Raw genomic sequence first — 15,109 nt, forward strand, 5'->3', positions numbered from 1 at the left:
GGAAGTGAGCAAACTAGCCCAAAAAAGTGGTTTAGTGTGGCTTTGGTTAAGTTTGCTACTTTTAGTAGCAGACTTTGCCAGTAAAACACTGGTTGTTAAAACCATGAATTTACGCGAATCAATTGATATATTGCCATTTTTCAATCTAACCTATGTGCATAACTATGGCGCAGCTTTTAGTTTTTTAAGTGAAGCGGGTGGTTGGCAACGTTGGTTTTTAAGCGTTATTGCTATTTCAATCAGCGTATTATTGATCTGGTGGCTAAAACGTTTACCTGCCACTAATAAAATTTTATGCAGTGCTTATTCGTTAGTATTAGCGGGCGCAATTGGCAACTTATATGACCGTATCAGCCATGGTTATGTGATTGACTTTTTACACTTTTATTATGAAAGCTGGAATTTCCCTGCGTTCAATATTGCCGACAGTGCGATTTGTATTGGTGCCGCATTATTATTATTTGATGCCTTTACTGGCGAAAGTCCTAAGGAGCAAAAAGCATGAGCCAAGCAGTTATAGGTGAAAAATCAGAGGTTATTTTTCATTTTTCAATTAAGCTATCGGATGGCTCTGCGGCAGATTCAACCAAAGTGCATAATAAGCCTGCAAAATTAACGATGGGTGATGGTAGTCTAACGGCTAACTTTGAAAAATGCTTATTTGGTTTAGCGTCTGGTGACAGCAAGTCATTTGAACTTGAGCCAGAAGATGCTTTTGGTCAACCAAACCCAGATAATATTTACTATGTAGACCGTAGTAAGTTTGGCCCAGAAACGCCGGCAAAAATTGGCTCTATTATTGCGTTTACTCAACCTGATGGTACCGAATTACCAGGAGTTGTTCGTGAAGTGCAGGGTGAGTCTGTGACCATCGATTTTAATCATCCGCTTGCAGGTCAACGTTTAACTTTTGAAGTTGATATTTTAGAGGTTACCGATATTGCTAAGGTAAGTAACTAATGGAAATTTTATTGGCAAATCCGCGCGGTTTTTGTGCGGGAGTCGACCGCGCGATTAGTATCGTTGAACGTGCGTTAGATATCTTTGAAAAACCGATCTATGTGCGCCATGAAGTTGTCCATAACCGCTACGTGGTAGATGGTTTGAAAAGACGTGGTGCGGTGTTTGTTGAAGAATTGGATCAAGTGCCAGACGACAGCATTGTTATTTTTAGTGCCCATGGCGTGTCACAAGCTGTACGCAGTGAAGCTAAGCGTCGAGATTTAAAAGTATTTGATGCAACATGTCCATTGGTCACTAAAGTGCATATGGAAGTGACCCGCGCTAGTCGTAAAGGTATCGAGTGTATTTTAATTGGTCATCATGGTCACCCTGAAGTTGAAGGCACCATGGGGCAATACGATAACGCTAAAGGTGGTATTTATTTAGTTGAAACGCCTGAAGATGTTGCCAAACTAAACGTGAAAAATCCAAATAACTTATTTTATTGTAGCCAAACTACATTATCGGTAGATGATACCGCAGATGTTATAGATGGCTTAAGAAGTAAGTTTCCAGCGATTGATGGCCCACGTAAAGACGATATTTGTTACGCCACACAAAATCGCCAAGATGCGGTACGTGACTTAGCTGATAAAGTAGATGTGTTATTAGTTGTTGGTGCTAAAAATAGCTCAAATTCAAATCGGTTACGTGAACTTGCTGATAAAATGGGTACTATTGCTTACTTAATTGATGACGCCAGTAATGTTGAAGATCAATGGTTTGCTAATGTCAATGCGGTTGGTGTTACCGCGGGTGCATCAGCGCCAGAAGTGCTTGTACAACAAGTGATTAACCGCCTTAAAGAACTAGGCGGTAAACAGGTTATTGAAAACCCAGGCGAAGTAGAGAATATCGTATTTGCTGTACCCGTTGAGCTACGCTAACCTTAGCGTACTGACAGGACATTTTTAAGGAGCGCGCAATGAGCAAGTCGGTGCAAACCAATACTTTGCTTTTTGCGGCGCTGTTTAAAGAGCGCGGCGTACTTGCTACTTTAGTCGTTGCGCAAGTTATCGCCACTATACTAGCGTTCGCTCCTGCAACTGCGGATGATATTTGGATCCGCCTCGGCGGGATCAGCCTGTTTTTACATCTCACATTTTTGTCTAGTCTAACTTGGCTTTACTTACTACGTAAACCACTTGCACACTTGAGTCAGCCTTGGCAATTAAGTGCTTTAATGGCTTCATTACTACTTACAACGGCGGTTTTCAGCGGATTGTTAGTGACCTATGGAGGCGACTTTATTGCACAACAACATACTTATCAGTTTATTTTAAGAAACTTATTAGTCGCTTTTTTAGTCACCGCATTATTTATTCAATTTTTAACTATTCATTTTGAAAAAGACCAGCAAACTAATGCGTTGGCTCGCGCAGAGCTAGATGCCTTACAGGCACGTATTCGTCCGCATTTTTTATACAACAGCCTCAATACCGCAGCGGAGCTTACACATTATGATCCTCAAGCTGCAGAGCAAGCGATTTTAGCGCTCGCGGCATTATCTCAAGCGGCAATGCGAGTGGGGAAAGAGACTGCACTAAGTGATGAAATCGCACTGACTCAGCAATATATTGCGCTTGAAAGTTGGCGGTTTGCTGATCGTTTACAAGTCAACTGGCAATTACCGGAGCAATTGCCAGAGATAACTATTCCGTGCTTAACATTACAACCACTGCTAGAGAATGCTGTTTGTCACGGTGTTGAGCCTTCATTGACTGGCGCTATAATTTATGTCGAGTTACATATTAGTAAACGCTCGTTAGTCATTTTAGTTGAAAACCCAATCTCGTCGCAGCAGCAAAAACGCTCAGGAAATGGTATGGCACTGAATAATATTCGCCAGCGGTTAGATCTTTATTATCAAGGTCATGCAAAGCTGACAATGACAACACGAGGTGATATTTTTCGGGTCAAGTTAGTGCTGCCCCTGGCTATTAATAATGCCAAGGAGCAAGCATGAAGGTACTCATAGTTGATGATGAGCCATTAGCACGTGCTCGCTTACAGCGATTACTTGCTCATTACCCAGACTATAACCATGCAGCACAAGCAAGTAATGGCAACGAGGCTTTGCAACAAGTGAAGCTGCAGGCTCCTGATATTGTATTTCTGGATGTTGATATGCCTGCTATGAGCGGTTTAGAAGTTGCAACACAATTGAATAAGTTGTCTGTCCCTCCAGCTATTATTTTCGTCACCGCTCATCCTGAGCATGCCTTAGAAGCATTGCAACTCAGTGCTGCGGGTTATTTAGTAAAACCTGTGACGGAGCAAAATTTAGCAAAAGCAATAGATCAACTAGGCCGTTTAACGCGCGCCCATCTACAAAAGCAACGTCCAGCGGCAATCAGTTATCAGCTTGCGGGGGTAACACGCAGTGTGGCATTAGAGGATGTGTGTTATGTCATAGCGGAAGAGAAATACACGCGTTTAGTTTTTACTAACGGTGAGGCATTGCTTGATCAAAGCTTAAAACAACTCGAGCAGGATTATCCTACACAGTTATTACGAATTCACCGCAAGATAGTGATCAATCTGTCCCGGCTAATCGCTCTAAAAAAAGCTGAAGATGGCAGTCATGTGGTTTTATTAGAAGGTTGTAGTTGTTTATTACCAGTAAGTAGACGCGCCTATAAATCAGTAAAAGAGCATCTTTAAACACATTAAATTTTGCAGCAAAAATGCATAGTTATCCATTCATCAACAAATATAACCGTTCATCCTAACCCATCTTGTATCTACATATTATTAGCATATCCTTATAATCAGATAGTTTATATTGGGTGTACTATGAGGTCCATCAAGCATACATCGCAACATGGTTTTACGTTAATTGAGGTTTTAATTGCGTTTGTGATTTTAAGCTTTGGCTTGCTCGGTGCGGTCGCACTACAAGCAAAAGCAAAACAAGCCAGCTTCGACTCTATGCAACGAGCAGCAGCAGTTGCTTTAGGTAATGACATTATTCAACGGATACGAGCAAATGACCGAGTTGCGTCAATCACTCAGTATAATGGCACATTCACCAGTAACACAGCACTTAAGCAGTCTAGAACATGTTACACCGACACATGTAGCTCAGCTCAAATAGCTGCTCTAGATCGCCAACAATGGATCCGTGCAATACAAGCACGAGAAAATACCGGCGCTTTAGACGGCGCAACTGTATGTATAGATAATACAGCTGTAGCTAATAGTAATGGTAAAGCGTTTGATATTGAAGTCGTAGTTAGTTGGCAAGGGCGCCAAGAGATCACCGCAAATGCAGATACCCAAAAGCTAGCGTGTGGCGAGAATAATAATAATCGTCGGATCATGGTATTAAAAAGTTACATTTACTTAAGGAGCTAATATGAAGCAGCAAGGTTTCACTTTAGTTGAAATGATGGTCGCATTGTTTATCGGTGGTTTAGTGCTTGGCGGAGTGATGTTCACTTATATCAGCATGAAAGTAACGACTAGAGATACGATGACGATCGGCGAGTTACAAGAAACCGGTCGTTTAGCGCTGAATATTATGCAACGTGATATTGAGCAAATAGGTTTTTGGGGTACATTTTATGAAGATTCATTTTCGAAAGAAAACACGAATACATTAGCAAATCCGACTCCGGATTGTTCTGAAGGTCTTAATAATGGTAGTTTTCCTGTTTTTAGCGCAAACAGTAATTTTCGTTCTGTGTATGCTATTGAATCTACAGGCGGTGCACAGCTTAACTGTATTCCAGATTCACAAGATAATACCGATATTTTACAGGTGAAGTTTTTAGAGGGTTTACAAATTGCTCCTGCCGATACCAGTTCCAACATGTACTATTTTATTGCCGAGCAAGAGCGTGCTGAATTTAGACGTGGGCCCATTGCCGCTGGGACTATTAACGGTAATGCGACGATTTGGCGTTATCGCCATCATGTTTATTATATAGACGAACAACCTTTTCAATTTAATGGTGAAAATATCGATGTACCAGTACTGATGCGTCGTCGTTTAACCCCAAATGGTGGCATGAATCCTGAAACCATCATGGAAGGAGTTGAAAATATGCGGTTTCTATTTGGTTTAGATACCAATAACGACAACCGCGTGGATACCTATCGAAGCATTAGCAAAATGACACCAACAGATTGGGAAAATCGCAGAGGTATTCTGACTGTGCAAGTATTTATTTTAGTGCGAGCTCTTCATGAGGATGCTGATTTAAATCAGCTAAACCAAACGTATACTTTGGGTGAGGATGCAGATCAACGAGTGCTTAGGTTTAATGATCGGTTTCGTCGGGCTTTATTTACAACAACTATTCGTTTAAATAATGTGGGGGCAAACTTATGGCGCATTTAAAATTTGCAAGCAAACAACAAGGTGTGGTGTTAATTATAGCGCTCATCATGGTAGTTGCTGTTACAGGTATTGCCGTGACGCTGATGAGCAGTAGTAGTGTTGATATGAAAATTACCAATGCAGCCTTTGAGCGCGAAGAAGCAGAAAATGCTCTCATGGGTGATGTACAACAAGTCATTGCTACTGAAGCAACTCAAGGTGGCACAAGCCATTTTTTATACACGCAAGCTCAAATACCCGGTGGCACTATTGAGTTACCTAAAATTGACGATACGACAAATATAATGAGTAATTTAAATAATGGTGTATTAGATTTACCTTGTCCTCGAAAATTTAATTTTACAGCTGGCATTTCGTGCAACATGGTGCAAGTGAACAGCACTATAACGTACGGCTCAAAAAGCAAACATACTATAACAGTAACGTCAGGCATCGCCCAGGAAATGGCAAGTTTGAATACTGGTGGCTAAGTGAGTGAGTAAAGATGATGAAGTTTAAAAAGTTAGTTACGAATATTTCACTCAGTATTGCGGTACTCTTGAGTATGCAAAGCTATGCTGAAGACATTGAATTATATGTAAATCATAATGTTAAAATAAATGAAAAGCCGCGTGTCCTAATAGTTTTCGATACCTCTGGTAGTATGGCATTTTCGACCAAAACCGGTAATAGTTGTGGTTATAATTACTCATCAGGGAAATATACACTATGTTCCGACAGCCGCTTAGGGGTTGCTAAAAATGCTATCTCAGACTTAGTTGACGATAATGAGGACATTGATTTTGGCCTAATGCGCTTTAATGGCGATAATGGTGGGTACGTGATGGCGCGTTTAGGCTCATCACGTAAAACTGTGCTCGATGAAGTGAAAAAATTACCTGCTGATGGTGCAACACCTCTAGCGGAAACCCTGTGGGAAGCCTATTTGTATATTACAGGGAGCTCTGTTTATTACGGTACTAATACGAATGATCGTGACTTTACCGCTGAATCGGGTCGTATATATAAATCACCCTTCGAGCCAGTTAAAGGTGAGCCTGAGCGTTGTGATAATTCAGTCAATATTATTTTGATGACCGATGGTGACCCATCGAATGACTCGAATCGCAACGGTGATATTAATAATTTACATCGTTATTACTTTAATAATAGCAATGGCCCCGTTGTAAGTGGTAGCTATTTAGCGGCATTAGCTAAGGTGATCCATGGTACTAAAGATGTAAAAATCGATTTATATCCAAATACACCAAAAGTAGATGATATTGGCCGTGTTTATGCAATCGGCTTTGGCTCTGGAATGAGCGCAAGTGGTAAAGACTTACTGGATCAGACTGCCAAGCTGGGTGGTGGTGAGTATTTACATGCTGATACCTCAGAGCAGCTATCTGAAGCATTAAAGAATACTATTACCCAGATCCGGTCGGTGAACGACACTTTTACTTCACCTTCTTTAGCAAGTAACAACGTTGACCAAACTCGCAGTAGAGAGTCAATTTACTACGCGATGTTTTACCCTGAATCAGGTGCACGTTGGCGTGGTAACTTAAAGAAACTGAAAGTTAAAGGCGCTGAAATAGTTGGTTTAAATAATCTTCCTGCACTAAATGATGATGGCCTTATTGATAAATCGACCAAGACTTTTTGGTTGCCAAGTAATGAAGAAGCTGATGGCAATAATGTACAACGTGGCGGGGTAAATTCTCATTTATCACTGCTAGCGCAACGTACACTCTATACAGATGCGGGAAGTAGTGGTTTAGTAGAGTTTAACAATAATGCACTTACTTCAGCCTTGGGGAGCACTTTGGCCCTTGCAAATAGCTTTGGTATAAGTAGTACAAATATTTCAAGTACCATTGATTGGGCAAGAGGGATCGATGTTGATGATGAAGACGGAGATGGCTCTCGTCGCGATCAACGTAAAGACATATTTGGCGATCCACTGCATTCAAAACCAGTCACTGTCGATTATGGTGATGGTGATGTTCGAATTTTGATTGGTACGAATGCAGGTTTTTTGCATATGTTCCAAGATAAAGACGACAAAGTTAATGAGACATGGGCATTTATTCCTAAAAGTCTTTATAAAATCATTGATCCGCTTCGCAATAACCAAGCCGATACAAAAGTCTATGGTGTTGATGGACCTATATCGGTATTTTTTGATGATAAAGATCGTGATGGTAAAGTGAATGGTAGTGACAGGGTTTGGGCTTTCTTTGGCTTACGTCGAGGTGGTAATTATTATTATGGATTAGATATTACTAACCCTAACTCGCCAAAGTTAATGTGGACAATTCAAGGTGGAACAGGCGATTTTAAAGAGTTAGCGCAAACGTGGTCTGAACCAACAGTGTCATTTATTAATTTGACCGGTTATAAAAACAAGCCCGTGCTGATTTTTGGTGCAGGTTATGATACTAACAAAGATAATGTTGCTCGCACTAATGATAAGAAAGGTCGCGGTATTTTTATTGTTGATGCGCAATCGGGCAGCGTGGTTTGGTCGTTGACACCTGAAAGTGGCTTTAAAGGTGAGCACAGTATTGCCGCCAATATTAGTACACTTGATTCAGATTATGATGGTTACGTAGATCGTATCTATGCAACAGATACGGGAGGTGCGGTATGGCGAGTGGATATGCCCTCAGATAATCCTAATGATAACACTAACCCGTGGAGCCACTTTAAATTAGCCGATTTAGGCAATAGTTTGGCTACGCAAGATCGTCGTTTTTTCTATAAGCCAATGATTGCGCGTACTATGTACAGTAAAGTAACAAATACCACAACCAATGGTAAAACGGTGGTAACACGTCAAGATACGCCGTTTGATGCGGTGCTTATTGGCAGTGGTAATCGCTCAAAACCGACGGCTACCTCAGTTCAAGATCAACTATTTATGATCCGCGATAATAATACTGTTACTAAGTCGTTTATTGATAATGCGATCCCTACAGCGATCACTGCGAACGATTTGATGAACGTAGATAACGATCCGTTTGGTAACAGCTTAGCTGATATTGATAAGTTCACTGCACAAGAAGTGAAGCTCAGTAACAAACGAGGCTGGTATTATAACTTACCCGCAACCGGAGAGAAATCTTTAGCTGCTCCAAACGTTATTGGTGGCGTTGCATATTATACGTCTTACACACCTGCATCAGCGACAGAAACCGTTAATCAATGTTCACTAAGTGGTGGCAAAGGTGCTATGTATGCTTTTCACTTACATTATGGTACTAAAGTGTACGATCAATTAAGCTTCACAACCAGTAATGATGTGCCAGACACACCTCAGTTATATTTTGGTGAAGGACCTTCGTGTGTTGATAAGAATAATAATGGAAAATGTGATGCTGAGCCAAAAAATAAAGATCCAGATAATCCAGATAATCCAGAAGATCCAGATAATCCTAAAGACACTGAAGTAGATGTAAAAAAACAAAGTCAGTTTTTACTAATAGGTCCAGGCATTAAAAAGCCTATTTGTACAGATAACTGTGATGAAAACCCTGGCAATCCTTTTAAACCCAAAGAAGTTCTTGGTCCTGGTATTTCATTTGATAAAGATGGCAAAATTAAACTTGTTAGTGATGCCGTACCAATTGGCTTTGGTTTTAAAACACAACAAACTTTTATCTATAAGCGCGAAGTAAATGATAACCATAAGTAGCTGTTAGTATTTTTAAATACACGGCTTGCTACGAAATGTAGCAAAGCCGTGCTTTACTCTTCTCTTTTAGTAAGTCTGAATAAAGCAATGCACATTTATTCTCATCATGAAAAGTATTAGATTAGAAATGTTAAACGGTATTGAATAATCTTCCATAAGTCATTTATTCTTAAACATAGAGTTAGCTCAACCATCATTCCTCGAAGATAAATTAATCTAAAAAACACCATAATATCTGTTGTTATATTATTTTAGTCTAATCAATTAGGTATAGTTAAAAATGATTTACTGTGCTTTTTTTGTACAAAAATGTGATTGATTTATGTTGTTAAATCTAAATTCTATGCTGTACTAAAGTAGTACTCAGCAGGATGTAGAGACGTCTTCTGTATGAGTTTTTGTATCTAAAAGATTCTCACATGGATAGGATGGTCGCTATGTCTCAGTTCACTCATGGAGTTACAAGTCTTCTATTAGGCATTTTACTTTTTTTAACCAGTCAATTTAGCATTGCTGATGATATCGAACTTTATCATTTAGAAAGTAATGATAAGCCACGGGTATTACTTGTGTTTGATAACTCGCTAAGTATGGCTTTACCTATGCACAGTAATAAGCACTGTAAAGGACTCTTAGGAGTAATCAAGTTATGCCCAGAGACACGGCTTTCAGCGGCAAAGAAAGCGATGAAAAAGCTAATCAATGATAATCCTGATATTGACTTTGCACTTATAAAATCGACTGGCCCACTAAGCTTAAATTTAAGTAATATGCTTAACATAGATGGTTTATTAGTAGGCCCTGCTGGTGGTTATGTAGCACATGGCTTTGGCGCTGATCATGCTGATATTATTGATACAATAGATAATTGGAATCTTCTTTCCTTAGTTAACTTAAGCCCTATGACTGAAATGCTACATGAAGCTTTACTTTATTTGCACGGCCGACAAATAGGTTATGATCACCTAAATCTGTTAAACCTAATTGATATTTGTATTCAAAAAAAAGGGCAGTATATTTCTCCCTTCAAGTTGTTAGACAGCTTTGCTCTGCCCTGTGAAAGCCGAGTGAATGTAGTATTGATCACTGACGGTATATCACTTACCGAAAGTCTTCCATTGTTAGATAATAGCCGAGTGAACGATATTAAACAGCTACATCAAGCTATGTATGGATATCCAGCTGTAAAATTTAAAAATACTTACTTACCGATAGTTGCTAAGGTTCTACATGGCCAAGGAATTGATGACTATGACGCTTACCCAGAAACTACAATAATAGATACAATCAAAATTCACACAGTAGGATTTGGTTTTGCTATGCCTCTTTATGCAGAGCAAGTATTAATTGAAACAGCAAAGCAAGGTGGCGGTCAGTATTTTTTAGCTGAATCAATAGATGAACTTGATGATGCTTTTGCAGCTACGATGAAAACGGTACGTGATGTGGATGCTAATTTTACTTCACCTGCTATTGTCGCAAATAACGCTGATAGAACTCGCCATCTAGATAGTATTTATTTAACAATGTTTCGACCAGAACTAGGACCTCGTTGGCTGGGTAACTTGAAGAAATTAAAAGTCTCTGGTACGCAAATCATCGATGCTACAGGTAATATCGCTTTGGATGATGAAGGTAAAATAAACCAAGATAGTCGCACTTTTTGGCTTCCTGGAGGCGAACCGAATGATGGAGCGGAGTTGCTTGCAGGAGGAGTCAATTATTGGTTATCAGAATATGCAGAACGAACTATTTATACGGATACCCTCGCTGGTTTAGTGCCTTTTACATTTGCCAAATTACAAGCTGATGTAGGTAAGCTTGATGAGTTATTTAATGAATCGCCATTACAGTTAGAGGCAACTATAAACTGGGCTAGAGGAGTCGATGTTGATGATGAAAACAACAACGATAATCGAACCGAGTCACGTAGTAATATCTTTGGTGATCCTCTACACTCAAAACCAGTCGCAATTGATTATGGTAACGGAGATATAAGGATTCTAATAGGCACAAATGCTGGCTTTTTACATATGTTCCAAGATAAAAATGATACATTAGCTGAAAGCTGGGCATTTATACCTCGTAGCCTTTATGGCATTCTCAAGTCCCTCAGAGTTAATCAAGCAAACCGTAAAATTTATGGTGTAGATGGTCCTATTAGTTTGTTTATAGACGACAAAAATAGTAATGGTATTATCAATGATGATGATCGTGTTTGGGCGTTTTTCGGGCAACGTCGAGGTGGACGAAATTACTATGGACTTGATATATCGAAACCAGACTCACCGAAACTTCTTTGGAGTAACCCAATTCAAGGGGGAAGGGCTCCTTTTAAAGAGCTAGGGCAAACTTGGTCTAAACCTGTGGTGACTTATATCAAATTAGCAGGCTTTGAAAATAAGCCTGTACTAATTTTTGCCGCAGGCTATGACACAAATAAAGACAATGAATATTTACATTCAGATAACCAAGGACGAGGAATCTATATTGTAGATGCTAGTACTGGCGAAAAAGTGTGGTCGTTAACACCTGAAAATGGCTTTAAAGGTGTCGATAGCATTGCTGGCGATGTAGCTGTATTTGATGCAAATTATGATGGTTATATTGATCGTCTTTATGCTGCTGATACGGGAGGTAATGTGTGGCGAGTGGATATGCCAGAGGGCAAGTTATGGACACATTTTAAGCTTGCCGAGCTCAGTGGTAATGGAGCCGCTCAAAATCGGCGTTTCTTAAATCAGCCTATGGTTGCTAGGACTGTATTTAGCCGGGTTAGCCGTGTTTTTTATAATGGTGAACAACTTAAAGTACGTGAAGATATCCCCTTCGATGCTGTGTTAATCGGCAGCGGTGACCGTGCAGCACCAATGGCTTCGGACGTTCAGGACCAACTATATATGATTCGGGATATTAATACTGTGACAGGCAAGTTTGTCAATGGTATACCAGAACCGATTAAGATTGACCATTTAATGGATGTCAGTTCGGATCCATTTTCGACTAAACTCGACGATATTGAGGGGTTTAATCAATTAGAGGTGGAGCTGAGTCGCTTTAAAGGTTGGTATTACAACTTACCTAAGTTAGGTGAAAAGTCTTTGGCAGCTGCGACCGTCATAGGTGGGATTGCCTACTTTACAAGTTATACTCCAGCTGTTGCTACCGAAGCTCAGCAGTGTATAAATAGTAGTGGGCAAGGGGCAATGTATGCTTTTCATTTACATTACGGAACCAAAGTATATGAGCAGTTAGCTTATCTAACCCGCCATGAATTACCAGATACACCACAGCTCTACTTTGGAGCGAGTGAGCAATGCGAAGATAAAAATCATGACAAACTTTGCGATGATACGCTGGAGCCAGTCACAGAGAAAAGTCAGTTTCTGCTTGTTGGACCTTGGCTGAATACCAGCCAAATGAAAGGATCAAAACAACCTAGCGAAGCTTTTATACCTCAAGAGCTTTTAGGACCAGAGCTTACCTTTGACGAAAATGGTCACATAAAATTGATTAGTGATACATCAGTTCAGGGGTTTGGCTTTAGGGTTCGGCAAACCTATGTATATAAGCAAGATATTATTTCTCAATAATCTCGGAATTGTTAGTCAGAATTACCTGTGTGTTTTATTATGAATGACTTGTGTAGAGTTTATGGCGCTGGGAGTGTGCTTTAACTCAGCCAATAATTGCATTCAATGACATACGGACCTATGATAGTGAATATATTTGGTTACAGTGCATGGCTTTGTATATAACCAATCTAGATATAAAATGAGAAGTAAATGGCACGACTAATAAAAGCACAAAAAAATGGTTTTACCTTGATAGAGTTAATGATCACTGTAGCAATACTGGGTATCATCGCATCTATTGCATTACCAAGTTACTTTGAACATGTGAAACGTACAGCACGTACAGAGGCGATAACCTCGCTTCTTGATGCTGCAAACAGACAAGAACAATTTTTTGTTGATAATCGTCAATATACCACTAACTTGGCTAATCTTGGGGTGGCAACACCAACAGAGCATGGTTTTTATACTATTAAGGTTGAAGTGGACAATGATGAAGGCACATTTAGTTTTACTGCAACGCCAGTTGCCGGGCCTGTATTACAGGATGACGACTGTAAATCATTCACTATTGATGATACGGGGCTGAAAACAGCAACAGGTGCAATCGGTAAAACTAACCCAGGTAAATGTTGGGGGAAATAACAGTTAACTTTACAGGTCTATTGCAATCAAAATTACTCTAGTTAGCGTTGAACAAATTGCTTGGGGAAGCTTTGAACCGATAATTTAGATCAGTGACTCTCTTGACATTCTTTAGTGTCTTTTAAGGTTGTTTTACCTGTCGTACTTACTGAAATAGCAAGGCCGGGCAGAGTTGCAGATTCATATTCAGCACAATATACAAAAGTACCATTATTAAACCCTCTAGGAGTGCCATCTGGTCGATATGTGACTGCATTACGTGGGTAAGTGAGCATATCAGATTCATTAATCGCCGCAGTGACGAAAATCACAGTGTCATCAGCACCAAATACGCCAATTTTACCTTTATCTACAAAAACAGTTAGCTCTTGATGCCAGCTATTACTATCGCATATAGATGATTCTAAAGCGCAAACAGTTATTTGGCTATTTAAAGAAATAGCCTTATTACGAGCTAAACTCAGCGTTCTTTTTATCTGCTGGGTATAATTTTCCAGCCGTGTTTTTACAAGGAAAGGTTGAACGTGGAAAAGAGCAAGGTTAGTAATGATCGCGATGATGCTCAACACGACCATTATTTCAATAAGCGTGGTGCCATAGTTGGGATTGCGTTGAGTTATTTTTCTCATCCATGAGAACTCTTTGAGAATATCTATTCTAATGTTAGTTGAGCTTGGAACAGTTGCAAGTTCAACTAATATTATTTAATCACAGGTATTCGCAGTATCGCCATTATATAAAGCTGTACCAGATTGACTGATTGTCAGTGCTTTATTGTTTTCATTATCTTTATTTGGACAATAGATAAATGTACCAGGGTTAGAGGTAATACGGCCACTTGCATCAAATCTTAATGAACTATCCCCTGAAAATGTTAATTGATTATTGTCAGGGACTTCTTCCATGACTCTGAGAATAGTTTCGCCTTGCTTTGGATTATAATCACCATTACCGTTGGCATCATGAAATACAAGTATAGTGCCGTCACTCCAATCATTTAAGCAGGTCACTTTTCTGTCTCTTTCTATTCTAGTTGTATCACCACTGCATACGACGATCAGTGAATCCGTCCCCGTTGCTTTTGCGCGAGCAAAGTTGAGGTTACGTTTTAACTCCAGCAAATAATTTTCAGCTCGGTTGTTTTCAAGCATGTCGCTGCTATTCCAAAAAGCAATTGAGGCTAAAATTCCGACTATCGCAAGGGTGACCATCACCTCAAGTAGTGTAAAGCCATGTTGTTGTTTGTTCATGTTCACCTCTGGTACTGGATTGGCGCTGAGTAAATCAGTGCACTTTGAGGAACTTATCTTAAACATAATTGTTCCAATTGATATAATCATACCATTGCTGACGATTAAATCACCGTAATTCAATTGCTTTGTTTGCTATGAAGTGCAGGATTGTCTAAAATCGATTCAATTGGGAATATAAGAGTAGCGACTAATAATGAAAAAAATTGAAGCAATAATTAAACCATTTAAACTTGATGATGTTCGTGAAGCGTTGTCTGATGTCGGTATTACTGGCATGACCGTCAGTGAAGTGAAAGGTTTTGGCCGTCAAAAAGGGCATACTGAGCTTTATCGTGGTGCTGAATACATGGTTGATTTTTTACCAAAAGTAAAACTTGATATTGTCCTTGGTGATGACGATGTTGACCGTGCTATTGAAGTGATCGTTAAAACAGCACAAACAGGTAAAATTGGCGATGGTAAGATTTTCGTCACTGACGTTGAGCGTGTGGTACGTATTCGTACTGCTGAAGAAGATGAAGACGCGATTTAATTTATTATCTGAGATTAAAAGTCAGACATAAAAAAGGCGCTACTTATAAACAATCAGTAGCGCCTTTTTTGTATATGTTAA

The 15,109-nt window shown here is 39.6% G+C and carries 14 protein-coding genes; 12 read left to right on the plus strand and 2 right to left on the minus strand.

The genetic code is table 11. The features are described from left to right. The first annotated feature begins 4 nt into the window (after positions 1-4). The 11 genes from lspA to H5187_RS00880 all read left to right on the plus strand — a co-directional run bounded on the left by lspA (position 5) and on the right by H5187_RS00880 (position 13,243). Positions 5-505: a signal peptidase II gene (gene lspA / locus H5187_RS00830; protein ID WP_145237265.1), complete on the plus strand. Its 501-nt coding sequence runs from the start codon at positions 5-7 to the stop codon at positions 503-505. Next, positions 502-960: an FKBP-type peptidyl-prolyl cis-trans isomerase gene (gene fkpB / locus H5187_RS00835; RefSeq protein ID WP_182717082.1), complete on the plus strand. Its 459-nt coding sequence runs from the start codon at positions 502-504 to the stop codon at positions 958-960. The genes lspA and fkpB overlap by 4 nt, the downstream gene beginning before the upstream one ends. Beyond that, positions 960-1,889: a 4-hydroxy-3-methylbut-2-enyl diphosphate reductase gene (gene ispH, locus H5187_RS00840; RefSeq protein WP_182797445.1), complete on the plus strand. Its 930-nt coding sequence runs from the start codon at positions 960-962 to the stop codon at positions 1,887-1,889. The genes fkpB and ispH overlap by 1 nt, the downstream gene beginning before the upstream one ends. 38 nt (positions 1,890-1,927) lie before the next feature. Beyond that, positions 1,928-2,968 carry a sensor histidine kinase gene (locus tag H5187_RS00845; RefSeq protein ID WP_182734406.1) on the plus strand — a complete coding sequence of 347 codons (1,041 nt, stop codon included), beginning with the start codon at positions 1,928-1,930 and terminating at the stop codon, positions 2,966-2,968. Continuing rightward, on the plus strand, positions 2,965-3,666 hold the full coding sequence (locus tag H5187_RS00850) for a LytTR family DNA-binding domain-containing protein (RefSeq protein ID WP_182761222.1): 702 nt from the start codon (positions 2,965-2,967) through the stop codon (positions 3,664-3,666). The genes H5187_RS00845 and H5187_RS00850 overlap by 4 nt, the downstream gene beginning before the upstream one ends. 132 nt (positions 3,667-3,798) lie before the next feature. Then, positions 3,799-4,359, plus strand: coding sequence for a type IV pilus modification protein PilV (gene pilV, locus H5187_RS00855; protein ID WP_182794082.1), 561 nt, complete (start codon positions 3,799-3,801; stop codon positions 4,357-4,359). A 1-nt stretch (position 4,360) separates the two neighbouring features. After that, on the plus strand, positions 4,361-5,347 hold the full coding sequence (locus H5187_RS00860; RefSeq protein ID WP_182794083.1) for a PilW family protein: 987 nt from the start codon (positions 4,361-4,363) through the stop codon (positions 5,345-5,347). Beyond that, positions 5,335-5,817: a pilus assembly PilX N-terminal domain-containing protein gene (locus H5187_RS00865; RefSeq protein ID WP_182794084.1), complete on the plus strand. Its 483-nt coding sequence runs from the start codon at positions 5,335-5,337 to the stop codon at positions 5,815-5,817. The genes H5187_RS00860 and H5187_RS00865 overlap by 13 nt, the downstream gene beginning before the upstream one ends. 17 nt (positions 5,818-5,834) lie before the next feature. Next, on the plus strand, positions 5,835-9,023 hold the full coding sequence (locus H5187_RS00870; RefSeq protein ID WP_182797458.1) for a pilus assembly protein: 3,189 nt from the start codon (positions 5,835-5,837) through the stop codon (positions 9,021-9,023). Positions 9,024-9,460: 437 nt separating this feature from the next. Then, positions 9,461-12,616: a PilC/PilY family type IV pilus protein gene (locus tag H5187_RS00875; RefSeq protein ID WP_182797446.1), complete on the plus strand. Its 3,156-nt coding sequence runs from the start codon at positions 9,461-9,463 to the stop codon at positions 12,614-12,616. Between the two features lie 192 nt (positions 12,617-12,808). Then, positions 12,809-13,243, plus strand: a complete 435-nt coding sequence (locus H5187_RS00880; RefSeq protein WP_182797447.1) for a type IV pilin protein — start codon at positions 12,809-12,811, stop codon at positions 13,241-13,243. Positions 13,244-13,332: 89 nt separating this feature from the next. On the opposite strand, the gene H5187_RS00885 is transcribed toward H5187_RS00880, so the two are convergent. Together H5187_RS00885 and H5187_RS00890 are read right to left on the minus strand one after the other, a co-directional pair. Next, positions 13,333-13,872 (minus strand): GspH/FimT family pseudopilin, encoded by a 540-nt coding sequence (locus H5187_RS00885; RefSeq protein WP_182797448.1) that lies wholly within the window; start codon positions 13,870-13,872, stop codon positions 13,333-13,335. Between the two features lie 75 nt (positions 13,873-13,947). Continuing rightward, positions 13,948-14,493, minus strand: a complete 546-nt coding sequence (locus H5187_RS00890; RefSeq protein WP_182797459.1) for a GspH/FimT family pseudopilin — start codon at positions 14,491-14,493, stop codon at positions 13,948-13,950. Between the two features lie 196 nt (positions 14,494-14,689). On the opposite strand from H5187_RS00890, the gene glnB reads away from it, so the two are divergent. Continuing rightward, the gene (glnB, locus tag H5187_RS00895; protein WP_145237227.1) at positions 14,690-15,028 is read left to right on the plus strand and encodes a nitrogen regulatory protein P-II; all 339 of its coding nucleotides are present in this window, start codon (positions 14,690-14,692) and stop codon (positions 15,026-15,028) included. Positions 15,029-15,109 lie beyond the last annotated feature (81 nt).

Origin of the sequence: Pseudoalteromonas sp. SG44-1, assembly GCF_014164315.1 — a bacterium.
Lineage (GTDB): Bacteria > Pseudomonadota > Gammaproteobacteria > Enterobacterales > Alteromonadaceae > Pseudoalteromonas > Pseudoalteromonas rhizosphaerae.

Coding starts and splice junctions, on each gene's coding strand:
- fkpB (WP_182717082.1), top strand. CDS start 502: ATGAGCCAAGCAGTTATAGGTGAAAAATCAGAGGTTATTTTTCATTTT.
- ispH (WP_182797445.1), top strand. CDS start 960: ATGGAAATTTTATTGGCAAATCCGCGCGGTTTTTGTGCGGGAGTCGAC.
- H5187_RS00845 (WP_182734406.1), top strand. CDS start 1,928: ATGAGCAAGTCGGTGCAAACCAATACTTTGCTTTTTGCGGCGCTGTTT.
- H5187_RS00850 (WP_182761222.1), top strand. CDS start 2,965: ATGAAGGTACTCATAGTTGATGATGAGCCATTAGCACGTGCTCGCTTA.
- pilV (WP_182794082.1), top strand. CDS start 3,799: ATGAGGTCCATCAAGCATACATCGCAACATGGTTTTACGTTAATTGAG.
- H5187_RS00860 (WP_182794083.1), top strand. CDS start 4,361: ATGAAGCAGCAAGGTTTCACTTTAGTTGAAATGATGGTCGCATTGTTT.
- H5187_RS00865 (WP_182794084.1), top strand. CDS start 5,335: ATGGCGCATTTAAAATTTGCAAGCAAACAACAAGGTGTGGTGTTAATT.
- H5187_RS00870 (WP_182797458.1), top strand. CDS start 5,835: ATGAAGTTTAAAAAGTTAGTTACGAATATTTCACTCAGTATTGCGGTA.
- H5187_RS00875 (WP_182797446.1), top strand. CDS start 9,461: ATGTCTCAGTTCACTCATGGAGTTACAAGTCTTCTATTAGGCATTTTA.
- H5187_RS00880 (WP_182797447.1), top strand. CDS start 12,809: ATGGCACGACTAATAAAAGCACAAAAAAATGGTTTTACCTTGATAGAG.
- H5187_RS00885 (WP_182797448.1), bottom strand. CDS start 13,872: ATGAGAAAAATAACTCAACGCAATCCCAACTATGGCACCACGCTTATT.
- H5187_RS00890 (WP_182797459.1), bottom strand. CDS start 14,493: ATGAACAAACAACAACATGGCTTTACACTACTTGAGGTGATGGTCACC.
- glnB (WP_145237227.1), top strand. CDS start 14,690: ATGAAAAAAATTGAAGCAATAATTAAACCATTTAAACTTGATGATGTT.